Raw genomic sequence first — 13,367 nt, forward strand, 5'->3', positions numbered from 1 at the left:
AGTTTATCACTAGCAATATTATGTGATAAACGAGCAGCTTATAACTGACGAAGGAAGTTATAAGCTATTTGTAGGCGAGTTTATCACTAGCAATAAAAGGAGAAATCAATGGAATTCGTTAAGTATGAAGAGAAAGGTATGATTGGTATTATTACCATTAGCAGAGAAAAAGCTCTTAATGCCTTAAACTCTCAAGTGTTGGATGAAATAGAAAAAACTTTTGATAGTGTTGATATTAATAATATAAGATGTTTAATATTAACTGGAGCAGGCGAAAAATCATTTGTAGCAGGTGCTGATATATCTCAAATGAGTACATCTACTAAAGCAGAAGGCGAGGCTTTTGGTAAAAAAGGTAATGATATATTTAGAAAAATAGAAACATTCCCTATACCAGTAATAGCTGCCGTTAATGGTTTTGCTTTGGGCGGCGGATGTGAAATATCTATGAGCTGTGATATTCGCATATGTTCTGAAAATGCTATATTTGGTCAGCCTGAAGTTGGTCTTGGTATTACCCCTGGTTTCGGCGGTACTCAAAGACTTGCTAGAATAGTAGGTGTTGGAATGGCTAAACAAATGATTTATTCTGCAAAAAATATAAAAGCTGATGAAGCTTTAAGAATAGGACTTGTTAATGCTGTTTATCCTCAAGCAGAACTTATGGCTGCTGCAGAAAAATTAGCTTCTTCAATAGCTGCTGCTGCTCCTATAGCTGTAAGAAACAGCAAAAAAGCTATTAATGAAGGCTTACAAGTTGATATGGACAAAGCCATTGTCATAGAAGAAAAATTATTTGGTGACTGTTTTGAAACAGAAGACCAAAAAGAAGGTATGAAAGCTTTCTTGGAAAAAAGAAAAGTAGAAAAATTTGTTAATAAATAATAGTTTAATTTGCAAATTAATATAAATAATGTAATATATTTTTAATATTAAAATGCTAAATATAAAAATTGTTAGTGTATATCAAATTTATTTGCTATACATTTTACATTAGTTTAGTAGAGCTAATGTATGGTTTTTATTAGCAGCAATAAAAAATAATAATTTTTAAAATTAAGGAGTTAAAAATGAAAGTAGGTGTAATTGGTGCTGGTGCTATGGGTTCTGGTATAGCACAAGCTTTTGCTCAAACAGAAGGTTATGAAGTTTATTTGTGCGATATAAAAGAAGAATTTGCAGCTAATGGTAAGGCTAGAATTCAAAAAAGTTTTGCTGGAAGAGTAGCTAAAGGTAAAATGCAGCAGGCTGATGCTGATAAAATTTTGGCTAAAATCACTACTGGTCTTAAAGATATTTGTAAAGACGCAGATTTAATAGTTGAAGCTGCTTTTGAAAATTTGGAAGTTAAAAAAACAACTTTCAAAGAATTGCATGAAATTTGTAAACCAGATTGTATATTCTCTTCTAATACTTCATCTCTTTCTATTACTGAAATAGGTGCTGGTATGGGAAGACCTATTGTTGGTATGCACTTCTTCAATCCTGCTCCTGTTATGAAATTGGTTGAAGTTATTTCTGGTCTTAATACTCCTAGAGAGATTGTTGACAAAGTTATCAAAATATCTCAGGAAATAGGTAAAACTCCAGTAGAAGTTAATGAAACAGCTGGTTTCGTTGTTAACCGTATACTTGTTCCTATGATTAATGAAGGTATTGAATTATATTCTATGGGTATAGCTTCTGCTGAAGGTATTGATAATGCTATGAAATTAGGTGCTAATCACCCAATGGGTCCTCTTGCTTTAGGAGATTTAATCGGCCTTGATATAGTACTTGCTATTATGGAAGTTCTTCAAAAAGAAACAGGAGATCCTAAATACAGACCTAGTGCTTTGCTTAGAAAAATGGTTCGCGGCGGATTACTTGGTCAAAAAACTGGTAAAGGTTTTTATGATTATTCTAAAAAATAATGGTATTTTAGTTTATTTATGTTAAGGATTAATGCGGGGGACTAGCTGTTCCCCGTATTTTTTTGAATTTAATATTATTTATTAAGATTAAAAAGTATAAAAAATTATGAAGTTTAATTGTATTTTTTTATTACTTTTATATAATTAAAAATAAAAAATAAAATTATTAGGACAATTTATTATGAAATATACTGAAATAAATGATGAAGGAATAGAAAAATTAATGGATATATTCTATTCAAAAATAAGAGTTCACAAAGATTTGGGACCTATATTCAACGGTGCTGTTGGTACAGATGATGAATCTTGGGAGAGACATAAAGAAAAAATAGCCAAATTTTGGAAAACTATGCTTTTAAATAAAAATTTGTATATGGGAAATCCAGTTCAGCCCCATATTAATTTGCTTCCTTTTGATATTAAATTATTTGATACTTGGCTTGATTTGTTTAAAGGATGTTTAAATGAAGTTTTTGAAGAAAAGGCAGCTAATAAATATTATGAGGTTGCAGAAAATATAGGAAGAAATTTTAAAGCTGTATTATTCCAGCAGTAATATTAATAGGCAAGGGATAAATTATTTATCTTTTGCCTTTATACTTCTGATATATTATCTCTGATTTTTTCTAATATTTTTATGAACTTATCAGTATCTTCTGTATTTAATTCTTTTACTATTGTTTCTAAAACTTTATTTTCATAGTTTTCTATAATTGGAAGTTCTTTTTTGGCTTTTTGTGTAAGAAATAGTGAAAAAGCTCTTTTATCTAGTTTATTTTCTCTTCTTTCTATAAAAGATTTTATTTCTAATTTATCTATCATAGCTTTGACAGTGTTTTGATCCTTATCGAGCTTTATAGATAATTCTTTTTGAGATATTCCTTCCTCTTTGGAGAGTTCTTTTAATACTATTAACTGTTCGGGTGTAATATCAAAATCAATTATTTGTTTGCCTATATACTGATATATTTTTCTTGCAGTATAACAAACATCATATCCTATATTATTAATATTATGCTCCTTATATAAAAAATGCTATCATATATTTATTATGATAGCATATAATTTATTTTTTGTTAATAGGTTATGTTATTAATTATTGTTTAGCTCTTTCTATTAATGAGTTTAAATATTTTTCCATATCTTCATTTGACATAATAAATGGATTTTCTTCGCCACTTTTTAAATTTCTTACTTTTTCTAAATTGGCATATCCGTTATCAGCAAATAAGTGTGCTGTGAGAGAAACTCTTGCATTTCTTGATTTGGCTTCTTTTTTAAAATATTCTGCTGATTTTTTATATTCTGATATTAATTCTTTTTCTTTTGGAAGTCCAGTTCCTCCCCAAAGTACAGCAGTATATTCTTTTCCTCTGAATTTTACTGGAAATATAAAAGAAGTGCATCCAGCAGTATGACCTGGTGTTTCTAATATAGTTATACTCATGTCTCCTAAAGTTATTACATCTTTATCTTTTGAATAAATATCAACTTTAGTTTTTGGAGAACGAGGTGAATTTGCTCCAGTATTTAGATTGTACATTAGATCTTCATCTGTTTTTGTTAGTACAACTTTAGCACCGTATTTTTCTCTTAAATATTTAGCTCCGCCGTAATGATCTCCATGACCATGACTTAATATTATATATTTTAAGTTTTTAGGGTCTAATCCGAAGCCTTTAATACCTTCTTCTATTAGTTTAGCATCTCTGTCGTCCCACATAGAATCTATAAGTATAAGTCCGTCATAAGTATTTATTACCCAAGCAACAACACTTACAGAGCCTATACAGTATACATTATCAAATACTTTTGTAGGCTTTAGAGGAGTATTGTCATTTAGATAATCCATTGGTGTTTTTTCGGCTGCAAATAGTGAAAAAAAGAACATTAAAAAAATGAAAAAAGTTTTTTGTAATAGGTTCATCAATTTTTTACCTCCTACTAATAATTTATACCTAAAATATAATACGTATACGTACTATTGTCAATATGTAATTTTTATATAAAAAATAAAAAAATTGTATATTTGATTGTTATAATAATATTTCATATATGTTATAATGAAATATATCTTATTTTGGAATGAATTATGTTAAGAAGGTTAATATTTATAATTTTTATTTTATCTTTAAATATCTTGTATTCTCAAGAGGAGCAGGAGCCTCCTGTTAATATACCAATAATAAAAGCTGTAGCTAATAATGATATTAATGGATTAAAAAAACTGATAGAAGAGGGAGCTGATATTAATATAAAAGATGCTGAAGGAAATACTCCTTTAATATGGGCTTCACTTTTAGGATATGAAAAAATAGTTAAGGAGCTTTTAGCAAATGGAGCTGATATTAATATGGGAAACAGCTTTGAGAATACTCCAATAATGGCAGCGGTTCTTGAAGGTAACAGCAGTACTGTAAGAGAATTAATATCTAGTGGAGCTGATTTAAATGCTAAGAATAAAGACGGATGGACTGCTTTGATGTGGTCTTGTGTTAAAGGGGATTTATCAGTATTGAGAATGCTTGTTAATGCTAAGGCTGATATTAATATAAAAGATATTAACGGCAGTACACCTCTTATGGTTGCTTCTGACAGCGGTTATTCATCAATTGTAAAAGAATTAATAAAATTTGGAGTAGATGTTAATCAAAAAAATAATTTTGGAGATACTGCTTTGATGATGGGAGCTATAATAGGCGATGTGACAATTGTAAGAGAATTAATTAAAGCAGGTGCTAATATAAATGAAAAAGGTTCTAATGGAGGCAGTGCTTTAATATATGCAGCAAGATTTGGAAAAATAGATGCTGTTAGGGAATTAATAAAAAGCAATGCTGATGTTAATATATCCGCTGATGACGGAACTACTCCAATATTGGCTGCATGTATAGACGGACATAGTGATGTAGTAAAAGAACTTATAAAGGCTAATGCTGATATTAACAGAGCTGATAATGTAGGCTATAATCCTTTAATAGTTTCTGCAATAGAGGATCATATAGTTATTGTAGAGGCACTTATTGATGCGGGTGCTGATATAGATTTTTCTACTAAAGAGGGGTACACTCCATTAATGGGGGCTGCTATAAAAGGAAATATTGAGATGGCTCAGGTTCTGCTTGATGCTGGTGCTGATATTAATTATAAAGCAAATAATGGAAAAACTGCTTTAATAATGGCTGAAGAAAAAGAACAGGAAGAGATGGTTAATTTTTTAAAAGCTAATGGTGCTAAATAGTTTTTATTTAATTTTTATTGTAAGATAATAATGCTTTATAAAACTCATAGTATTGTTTTTTATCCTCTAATAATATAATATTAATTCAATAAATATTTAATAAATAGGTTATATATGTTTACAAATAATAATATGACAACTTCCGAATTATTAAAGTCGGTAAGGCAAATAGAAATAAAAACTTCAAAAATAGTTAACTCATATTTTGCAGGACAGTATCATTCTGCTTTTAAGGGGCAGGGTATAGAGTTTGATGAGGTTAGAAAATATACTGTAGGCGATGATGTTAGGGCTATGGATTGGAAGGTAAGTGCCAGATACAATGAGCCTTTTATTAAACGTTTCAGAGAAGAGAGAGAATTAAGCGTTATAATACTTGCTGACTTTTCTGCTTCTACTGATTTTGGGTTTACAAAGACTAAACATAATCTGATTGTAGAGCTTAGTGCTTTGCTTAGTTTTTCAGCTTTAAAAAATAATGATAAAGTTGGTCTTTTAATATTTACTGATACAGTAGAAAAATTTATTCCTTTAAATAAAGGCAGAAATCATGTACTTAGGATAATAAGAGAGCTTATAGAGTTTGAACCTAAAAGTGCAAATACAAATATAGCCAATGCTTTAGAATATTTTAACCGAATACAAAAAAGAGACAGCATAACATTTTTAGTAACAGATGCCTGTGCTGATTTGCCTAAAAAAGAAATAGATATTACAAGAAAACGTCATGATTTTATTGTATGTTTGGTTAATGATGATTTGGAATATAATCTTCCTAATTTGGGAGGCACTTTAGTATTGTCTGATTTGGAAAATGAAGATTATGTTTACTTTGATATGTCTAATAAACGAATAAGAGAAGAGTACTTCAATGAACAGAATAATATTATGGAAGATAGGCTTAATTTTCTTAAAAGAAATTCTATAGAAAAAATAGTTTTAGATACTTCAAGCGATTATGTTACTGAAGTTATGAAGTTTTTTGTTAAGAGAAGACGATAATTTTTATTTTTTTATAATAATAATATATTTTTATTTTTTATTAATGATATATAATATTCTCTATATTTTTTTAGAGTTTTATTATGACAAAAGACATGACGGTTGGAAGTCCATTCAAAACTATAATATATTTTTCTATACCTATGCTTGTAGGAGGAATATTTCAGCAATTTTATGGAGTTGCTGATACGATTATAATAGGTAAGTTTGTAGGTTCTAGGGCTTTGGCCGCTATTGGTGCTACTACTTCAACTATGTTTTTCTTTTTATCATTTGCTATAGGATTTACCAATGCATTTTCTATAGTAATGGGGCAGTTCTTTGGGGCTAAAAATGAAACTATGCTTAAGAGAACTTTTTTAAACTCTATATATGTTACATTATTCAGTTCTGTAATATTATTAATATTAGGTTTATTTTTTTCAAGACCGCTTATGGTATTATTAAAAACGCCTGATGATATTATAAATAATTCGGTACTTTATTTGCAAATATGTATTGGCTTATCATTTGGACAACTCATTTATAATGGTGCTGCAAGTATATTAAGGGCTTTAGGTGATAGCAAAACACCTTTATATTTTCTTATACTTACAACCATTGTTAATATTATATTAGATTTGGTATTTGTTGCTTTGTTAAATATGAATGTTGCAGGAGTTGCTATAGCTACAGTAATATCTCAGATAATTTCTGCTTTTTTAAGTGTACTCTATATTATTAAAAAATTTCCTATGTTAAAATTGAATAAAGATGACAGAGTATTTGATTTTGATAATTTATTTATGATAATAAAAATAGGTTTTTCTATGAGTATTCAGGCTGTATTTTTATCTATCGGTGAGATGATTATAAGCGGAGTAGTTAATACTTTTGGTACTAATGTTGTAGCATCATATACTACTGGAAACAGAATAAGTCAGTTTGCTTCTATGGCTTATTTTGTTATATCAGAGGCTTTTGCTGTTTATGTAGCACAAAATTTTGGGGCATGCAAATTTGATAGAATTAGAGAAGGTTTTAAAAGTATAATAATACTGTCTCTATCTTTAAGTATATTAGCAGCTGTTATTATATTTTTGTTTGGAGATAATTTAATAGAACTTTTTATATCAAAAAATGATATGTATATAGATACAATAAAAGATATATGCAGAGGCTATTTGAGGATATCATCATTATTTTATCCGTTTTTGGCTATAATACTTTTATATAATAATTCTATAAGGGCTATAGGAAATGCTTTTATTCCTTTAATGTCTGGAATAGCAGAGCTTATTATTAAAGTAGGGGGATCTGTATTTTTATCTATACCTTTTGGATATGTTGGAATATGGTTTGCAAATCCTGTGGGCTGGGCTATAGGTATAATTCCTACTTGTATTTATTTTCATAAGTATGCTTTCAAAACAAAAAAATAATAGACTTGTATTTATAAAAATTATACTGCTTTACATTTATAATTAATTTTAGTATAATAATATCATGAGAGATATTAATGTATTAAATGATTATTTTGTGAGATATTTATTCTCATCTAAAGATAGTAATTTGATATTACTTGATTTTATTAATTCAACAATGCTTGATGCTAATATGAAAACTTTTAGGTCAGTAGAGATTCTAAATCCATTTAATTATAAAGAAAATTATCAGGATAAAGAAACTATAGTTGATGTAAAGTGCATAACTCAAAATGGAACAGTTGTTATAATAGAGATTCAGCTTCAAGGCAATTCAAGATTTCCAGAGAGAATATTATATTATTGGGCTTCTAATTACAGCAAACTTTTAAAGCAGGGTGAAAAGTATGATGCTTTAACTCCAGTAATTAGTATAAATTTGCTTAATTTCAATTTAGATGATAATGATTGTATACATTCTTGCTATATGATTTATGATACTAAGAGTAAAAGACTGCTTACAGATCATTTACAGATACATATAATTGAGCTAAAGAAATTTAAAGATAATTTATTAGATAAAGATTTAGACTGCTGGCTTAAATTTTTTACTATTAAAGAAAAAGATAATAGGGAGGTAATTATGTCAGAATTAGTAAAAGAAAAACCTATAATGGAAGAGGTACAGAAAAGATATAATAATTTTATAAAAGACAGACTTATGATGAATGAATATGATAAAAGAGAGGCTTATTTATATGGTAATCAGATAATGTTGGAAGAAGAAAGAAAATTAGGTATTGAAGAAGGTTTTAAAAAAGGTATAGAGAAGGGTATAGAACAAGGTATAGAGAAAGGTATAGAACAAGGTATAGAGAAAGGAATAAAAGAAAATCAGATATTAACTGCCAAAAATATGAAAAATAAAAATATAGATATAACACTTATAAGTGATATTACAGGGCTTAGTATAAAGGAGATAGAAGAGTTATAATAAAGCTATTTAATGTATACTAAAACTATTAATTAAATATATTTATTTATAAAATTATTAATAGTATTCCAGTATAAACTTTCATCTTTCATTACAGCTGATATATGTCCTCCGTCTTTAATTATTAGCTTTTCTTTTTCTGAAGAGCATGAATCATAAAGTTTGTGTACCATATTGCAATTGACTAACTCATCTTTATCGCCATGTATAAAGAGTATAGGTACTTTTGATTTTGATACGCTTTTTTCAACATTAATATCATCAAATGAAAACCTAAGTCTTATTTTTGACATTATAGAAGTTAATTCTACTATCGGAAGAAAAGAAAATTTATATGCCATGTCAAGTCTTTCTTTTAACTGTTCATACGCATTTGTAAACCCTGCATCTTCTATAATTGCTTTTACATTATTTAAATCTTTATTTGAAGCTTCATTTAAATTTTCACAGCTGCACATCATAACAGCATTTGCTCCCATTGAAATTCCATATAGAATAATTTTTGGAATAATTTTTTCATCGTTATAATTATTGTTAATATACTTAATCCAAGCTAATACATCAAGCCTCTCTAAATATCCTAATGAATATATATTGCCTTCACTTTCTCCATGACTTCTTAAATCTATAGCAAGTACATTAAATCCCATATTATAAAATTTTTCTATAAAATATTTCATATAAGATCCTCTGCCTTCATATGGGTGAACTATTATTATATATACATTGCTGTTATTATTTATTAAATGAGCATGAAGTTTTAGATTATCGCATGAAACTGTGTATACATCTTTTTGATTTTCTTCAAACCATATTTTTCTTTTTTCTTTTATTAATTTTTTTTCATCATCATCTTCTTTTGTTTTTTCTTTTCTTTCAAAAAGTTTTTTATTAGTTTTTATAAGAAGTTTATTTACAAAATGATTTGCTGTAATTATCAGAATTACTGCTGTTATAGTTATTGCAGATAGTATTATATATAATACTATTATCATTAAATAATCCTTTTTATTATAAATTAACCCAAAGCCACATCAAGAACCATCATCACAGCAAAACCAATTATAAAACCAAATACACCAAAGTGATTATGTTCTTCAGCTACAGCCTCAGGTACAAGCTCTTCTACAACAACGTATATCATAGCACCAGCAGAAAAAGATAGTGCTATAGGAAGTATAAGCGTAAGTTTAGTAACAGCCAAAGCACCTATAACGGCAGCAATAGGCTCTACTATTCCAGATACAGCACCAAATAAGAAAGATTTTATATTTGATACACCGTTGGTTTTAAGAGGAAGCGATACGGCAGCACCCTCTGGAAAGTTCTGCAAACCTATAGCCAATGCTAATACCAAAGCAGCATTAAAAGTTACATCAGCATTTCCTATAGAAAAAGCTCCGAATGTTATTCCTACAGCCAAACCTTCTGGTATATTATGCAAAGTTACAGCAAGAAATAAAAGTATATTTTTTGAAAGTTTTGTGTTTGTTCCCTCTTTTTGTTCGCTTCCATTTACTATATGCATATGAGGGAGTATTTTATCTAGCACCCATATAAAAAATGATCCGAATAAAAATCCAAAAGCGGGTATAACCCAATTTGGTAGATTAGTATTTTTTGATAACTCTATAGAAGGGGCAAGCAATGACCAAAAACTTGCCGCCATCATAACTCCAGCAGCAAATCCATACATAGAAGCAAATACTTTATGTTTGATTTCCTTTGAAAAGAAAAATACAAGTGCTGAGCCTAATGCTGTAAAAGTAAATGTTATAGTTCCGCCGAATAATGCAAGTAATGCTGGGGGGATATTTTCTATCATTTTTATAACCTTAAATAAATATAATTTTTTTAATTTGTATATTATATATATAATGAGATTAATTTCAATTTTTTAAATTAGCTTATTTTTATTAAATAGAGTATAATAATATATAGATTAATTTTTAATTTTAGTTTATACCTAAACAATTATATTTTGTCAGAATTAATTTTTTTAATTTTAAATATTTGCATTGCTTTACCCTTACGAAGTACACAGCGTGAGCTACGTATCCATCACTTCTTTTGTACTGTGTCCGCCTCGTTCTGCGTACCGTATGCAGGCATGTAATAAAGGAGCAAAATGCCTAAATTTAATAATTTATCCTACATGTAAAACATAATTAGTACTATTTAATATTATTTTTAGATTTGCACTTTTTGCAACTTTTTGCGGCGGGAAAAAGTTGAATAAAAAAATTGACAAACTTAAAAATTTTTAGTATATATTATTAAACGATTTTATAATATTTCTATTGGAGTTTTTTATGAGTAATTATAATGATGATAAATATTTTGATAAAGACTGTATATTCTGTAAAATAATTAAAGGAGAGATTCCTTCAAATTTCATAAAAGAAAATGAATACTGTGTTGTATTTGCAGATTTAAATCCAAAAGCTAAAGTACATTTGCTTGTTGTGCCAAAACCTCATGTGAAAAATATATTAGAGACAGATGAGTTTTTGATGAATAAAGTTTTAGAAACTATAAAGGAAGTTTCTAAAGAACAGAAGTTGGAATCTTTCAGAGTTATAAATAATTGCGGAAAAGGTGCAGGACAAAGCGTATTTCATGTGCATTTTCATATACTTTCAGGCGATAATTTGGAAGAATAAATAATAATTGGAGTTAACATAATGATAGACAGTCATTGCCATCTTACATATATATCAAAGAAGAGTAAAGAACTGGAAGAGGTTTTAGAGAGAGCTAATAAGGCGGGTATATTTTATTTTGTAGATATAGGAGTTCACCCTAATGATATAGACGAACGTATGTTTATACTTTCTGATGCTGAGGGTGTATTTTTCAGTATGGGGTATTATCCAGATTATGCCAATGAAAATGATGAGGATACATTAAAGGCTTTTGAATTAAAAATAAAAAATTTAAATAAAAAGACATTAAAAAATCAAAATAAGTCAATATATGCTGTAGGTGAAATAGGACTTGACTATTATCATGATGATTCAAATAAAAATGAGCAGCGTGAGTTTTTCTTGGCTTTATGTGAGGCTGCGAAAAATACTGATCTTCCTATATTAATACATAGCAGAAATGCATTTAAAGATACTTTTAAAATTCTTAGAGAAGCTGATATACCAAAAAGAGGTATATTTCATTGTTTCAGCGGCAATGTTGATGATGCAAAAAATGCTTTGGATTTGGGATATATACTTTCTTTTTCAGGCTCATCTACATATATAAAAAATGATTTTATAAGAGATGCTTTTAAGTATGTGCCAAAGGATATGTTTACAATAGAAACAGATGCTCCGTATTTAACTCCGCAGAAAGTAAGGGGTAGGGCAAATGAACCATCATTTATACCATATACAGTGGAAGTATTAGCTGAGGCAAGCGGTGAAAAAAGCGAAGATATTATGAGAAAAGCTTTAGAAAATACTGTAAGAGTTTTGGAACTTCCTATAGATTTGAATAGAATTTAATTTGTATAAAGATATGAAAAGCCCTCTATAAATAGAATTAATCTATATTATAGAGGGATATTTTTATGGGTAAATATTATAGAGTTTTAATAGCTTCTTTCAATTTGTTTAAATCATCAGCATTAGGGTGTCCCATAGCATTGTCATAATTAGCTAATTTAGATTGAACAACTTTTTTCTCATCATCAGTTGCAGCTTTTTCAAGCATATTTTCTAAATTTTTCTTCTGACCGTCTATCCATTGACCTTGGCAAGCATAAGTACCAACTAATGTATTAGAAGAATCTAAGAAAGTTTTTGCAGGATTAAGCATTTTATCATAATATTCTTGATTATTACCGTAGCCTACAGTCATAAATAAAAATACTTTTTTATTTTTTAATGTCTGCATAAACTTACCAGCAGCCTCATCGCAAGTACCTTTATAACTTCCAGCACCTACAAATACTAAGTCAGATTCACCAATTTTATTAGCATCTACTGCATCAGCTTTTACGCATTGAAGACATTCTCCGTTAGCAGATTCTTTTATAGCTAATGCTAATTTTTCTGTATTACCGCTTTTGCTAGTATAAACTATAGAATATTTCATATTAAATTAACTCCTTATGTTAGAATACTCTAATTATTATAACATAATAATAAAAAAAATCAATATACTATATAGGTGTATTTATGTATAAAAGTACTTGCTATAATATGTGTAATATGATATAATATGTAAATTGTAAACTAGAAATTTATTATATTATTTAATAGCGATATCAAGGAGAAGGCAAATGGAAGTTATCTTAAAAAAAGATTTTATATCATTAGGTTATGAAGGTGATATATGTAAAGTAAAAGACGGCTATGCAAGAAATTACCTTATTCCAAGAAATATAGCTGTAATAAAAAATGCAGCTAATTTAAGAACTTTAGCTCAAATGCAAAAAAGTTTAGAGAAAAAAAGAGCTAAAAGAAAAATGGAAGCTGAAATATTAAAAGGTAAAATTGTTGATATAAGCGTAGTTATACCTATGAAAGTGGCTGAAAACGGTAAATTATATGGTTCTGTTAGTCAGCAAACTATAGTTGATGCTTTAAAAGAAAAAGAAATTGATATAAATAAACGCGATGTTCATATGGAAAAACATATTAAAGAACTTGGCGAGTTTGATGTTGAAATAAAATTATATCATAGTGTTAATGCTGTTATCAAAATTAAAGTTATCAATATAGATGATAAAGAAGTTGTAGAAGTAACAGAGGAAATAAAAGAAGAAAACAATAATACTTCTGAAACTGTACAAGCTTGAGATTAAGTCTTAGTATCAA

At 28.3% G+C, this 13,367-nt stretch carries 15 protein-coding genes; 10 read left to right on the top strand and 5 right to left on the bottom strand.

Features of this window, described 5'->3' with window-relative positions:
* Window positions 1-108: 108 nt before the first annotated feature.
* The 3 genes from F811_RS0114595 to F811_RS0114605 all read left to right on the top strand — a co-directional run bounded on the left by F811_RS0114595 (window position 109) and on the right by F811_RS0114605 (window position 2,469).
* Window positions 109-885, top strand: coding sequence for an enoyl-CoA hydratase-related protein (locus F811_RS0114595; RefSeq protein WP_020005972.1), 777 nt, complete (start codon window positions 109-111; stop codon window positions 883-885).
* A gap of 185 nt (window positions 886-1,070) precedes the next feature.
* Window positions 1,071-1,913, top strand: coding sequence for a 3-hydroxyacyl-CoA dehydrogenase family protein (locus F811_RS0114600; protein WP_020005973.1), 843 nt, complete (start codon window positions 1,071-1,073; stop codon window positions 1,911-1,913).
* Window positions 1,914-2,094: 181 nt separating this feature from the next.
* Window positions 2,095-2,469 carry a group III truncated hemoglobin gene (locus tag F811_RS0114605; RefSeq protein ID WP_020005974.1) on the top strand — a complete coding sequence of 125 codons (375 nt, stop codon included), beginning with the start codon at window positions 2,095-2,097 and terminating at the stop codon, window positions 2,467-2,469.
* Window positions 2,470-2,507: 38 nt separating this feature from the next.
* On the opposite strand, the gene F811_RS17055 is transcribed toward F811_RS0114605, so the two are convergent.
* Both F811_RS17055 and F811_RS0114615 read right to left on the bottom strand, forming a co-directional pair.
* Window positions 2,508-2,924 (bottom strand): MarR family winged helix-turn-helix transcriptional regulator, encoded by a 417-nt coding sequence (locus F811_RS17055; protein WP_342662789.1) that lies wholly within the window; start codon window positions 2,922-2,924, stop codon window positions 2,508-2,510.
* 85 nt (window positions 2,925-3,009) lie between these two features.
* Window positions 3,010-3,840, bottom strand: coding sequence for an MBL fold metallo-hydrolase (locus F811_RS0114615; RefSeq protein WP_020005976.1), 831 nt, complete (start codon window positions 3,838-3,840; stop codon window positions 3,010-3,012).
* Window positions 3,841-4,005: 165 nt separating this feature from the next.
* Between F811_RS0114615 and F811_RS0114620 the strand changes: the two genes are divergently transcribed.
* The 4 genes from F811_RS0114620 (at window position 4,006) to F811_RS0114635 (ending at window position 8,553) form a co-directional block, all read left to right on the top strand.
* A complete protein-coding gene (locus F811_RS0114620; RefSeq protein ID WP_020005977.1) occupies window positions 4,006-5,154 on the top strand; it encodes an ankyrin repeat domain-containing protein in 1,149 nt (382 codons plus the stop codon).
* 114 nt (window positions 5,155-5,268) lie between these two features.
* On the top strand, window positions 5,269-6,156 hold the full coding sequence (locus F811_RS0114625; protein WP_020005978.1) for a DUF58 domain-containing protein: 888 nt from the start codon (window positions 5,269-5,271) through the stop codon (window positions 6,154-6,156).
* An 83-nt stretch (window positions 6,157-6,239) separates the two neighbouring features.
* A complete protein-coding gene (locus tag F811_RS0114630; protein ID WP_020005979.1) occupies window positions 6,240-7,577 on the top strand; it encodes an MATE family efflux transporter in 1,338 nt (445 codons plus the stop codon).
* Window positions 7,578-7,641: 64 nt separating this feature from the next.
* Window positions 7,642-8,553, top strand: a complete 912-nt coding sequence (locus F811_RS0114635) for an Rpn family recombination-promoting nuclease/putative transposase (protein WP_020005980.1) — start codon at window positions 7,642-7,644, stop codon at window positions 8,551-8,553.
* A gap of 32 nt (window positions 8,554-8,585) precedes the next feature.
* Here F811_RS0114635 and F811_RS0114640 read toward each other — a convergent pair whose 3' ends face one another.
* The gene (locus tag F811_RS0114640) at window positions 8,586-9,548 is read right to left on the bottom strand and encodes an alpha/beta hydrolase (protein ID WP_020005981.1); all 963 of its coding nucleotides are present in this window, start codon (window positions 9,546-9,548) and stop codon (window positions 8,586-8,588) included.
* 23 nt (window positions 9,549-9,571) lie between these two features.
* Window positions 9,572-10,378 carry a ZIP family metal transporter gene (locus F811_RS0114645; RefSeq protein WP_020005982.1) on the bottom strand — a complete coding sequence of 269 codons (807 nt, stop codon included), beginning with the start codon at window positions 10,376-10,378 and terminating at the stop codon, window positions 9,572-9,574.
* A gap of 487 nt (window positions 10,379-10,865) precedes the next feature.
* On the opposite strand from F811_RS0114645, the gene F811_RS0114650 reads away from it, so the two are divergent.
* Both F811_RS0114650 and F811_RS0114655 read left to right on the top strand, forming a co-directional pair.
* A complete protein-coding gene (locus F811_RS0114650) occupies window positions 10,866-11,216 on the top strand; it encodes a histidine triad nucleotide-binding protein (protein WP_020005983.1) in 351 nt (116 codons plus the stop codon).
* A gap of 21 nt (window positions 11,217-11,237) precedes the next feature.
* Window positions 11,238-12,050, top strand: a complete 813-nt coding sequence (locus F811_RS0114655; protein WP_020005984.1) for a TatD family hydrolase — start codon at window positions 11,238-11,240, stop codon at window positions 12,048-12,050.
* Window positions 12,051-12,126: 76 nt separating this feature from the next.
* Here F811_RS0114655 and F811_RS0114660 read toward each other — a convergent pair whose 3' ends face one another.
* Complete coding sequence (locus tag F811_RS0114660) at window positions 12,127-12,642, bottom strand: flavodoxin family protein (protein WP_020005985.1); 516 nt, start codon at window positions 12,640-12,642, stop codon at window positions 12,127-12,129.
* Window positions 12,643-12,829: 187 nt separating this feature from the next.
* Between F811_RS0114660 and rplI the strand changes: the two genes are divergently transcribed.
* The gene (rplI, locus tag F811_RS0114665; protein ID WP_020005986.1) at window positions 12,830-13,348 is read left to right on the top strand and encodes a 50S ribosomal protein L9; all 519 of its coding nucleotides are present in this window, start codon (window positions 12,830-12,832) and stop codon (window positions 13,346-13,348) included.
* Window positions 13,349-13,367: the final 19 nt, after the last annotated feature.

The sequence above is a fragment of the Brachyspira innocens ATCC 29796 genome (assembly GCF_000384655.1).
GTDB classification, from domain to species: domain Bacteria; phylum Spirochaetota; class Brachyspiria; order Brachyspirales; family Brachyspiraceae; genus Brachyspira; species Brachyspira innocens.

Excerpts from the sequence above, each read along its gene's own strand:
- F811_RS0114595 (WP_020005972.1), top strand. The coding sequence starts at position 109 with ATGGAATTCGTTAAGTATGAAGAGAAAGGTATGATTGGTATTATTACC.
- F811_RS0114600 (WP_020005973.1), top strand. The coding sequence starts at position 1,071 with ATGAAAGTAGGTGTAATTGGTGCTGGTGCTATGGGTTCTGGTATAGCA.
- F811_RS0114605 (WP_020005974.1), top strand. The coding sequence starts at position 2,095 with ATGAAATATACTGAAATAAATGATGAAGGAATAGAAAAATTAATGGAT.
- F811_RS0114615 (WP_020005976.1), bottom strand. The coding sequence starts at position 3,840 with ATGAACCTATTACAAAAAACTTTTTTCATTTTTTTAATGTTCTTTTTT.
- F811_RS0114620 (WP_020005977.1), top strand. The coding sequence starts at position 4,006 with ATGTTAAGAAGGTTAATATTTATAATTTTTATTTTATCTTTAAATATC.
- F811_RS0114625 (WP_020005978.1), top strand. The coding sequence starts at position 5,269 with ATGTTTACAAATAATAATATGACAACTTCCGAATTATTAAAGTCGGTA.
- F811_RS0114630 (WP_020005979.1), top strand. The coding sequence starts at position 6,240 with ATGACAAAAGACATGACGGTTGGAAGTCCATTCAAAACTATAATATAT.
- F811_RS0114635 (WP_020005980.1), top strand. The coding sequence starts at position 7,642 with ATGAGAGATATTAATGTATTAAATGATTATTTTGTGAGATATTTATTC.
- F811_RS0114640 (WP_020005981.1), bottom strand. The coding sequence starts at position 9,548 with ATGATAATAGTATTATATATAATACTATCTGCAATAACTATAACAGCA.
- F811_RS0114645 (WP_020005982.1), bottom strand. The coding sequence starts at position 10,378 with ATGATAGAAAATATCCCCCCAGCATTACTTGCATTATTCGGCGGAACT.
- F811_RS0114650 (WP_020005983.1), top strand. The coding sequence starts at position 10,866 with ATGAGTAATTATAATGATGATAAATATTTTGATAAAGACTGTATATTC.
- F811_RS0114655 (WP_020005984.1), top strand. The coding sequence starts at position 11,238 with ATGATAGACAGTCATTGCCATCTTACATATATATCAAAGAAGAGTAAA.
- F811_RS0114660 (WP_020005985.1), bottom strand. The coding sequence starts at position 12,642 with ATGAAATATTCTATAGTTTATACTAGCAAAAGCGGTAATACAGAAAAA.
- rplI (WP_020005986.1), top strand. The coding sequence starts at position 12,830 with ATGGAAGTTATCTTAAAAAAAGATTTTATATCATTAGGTTATGAAGGT.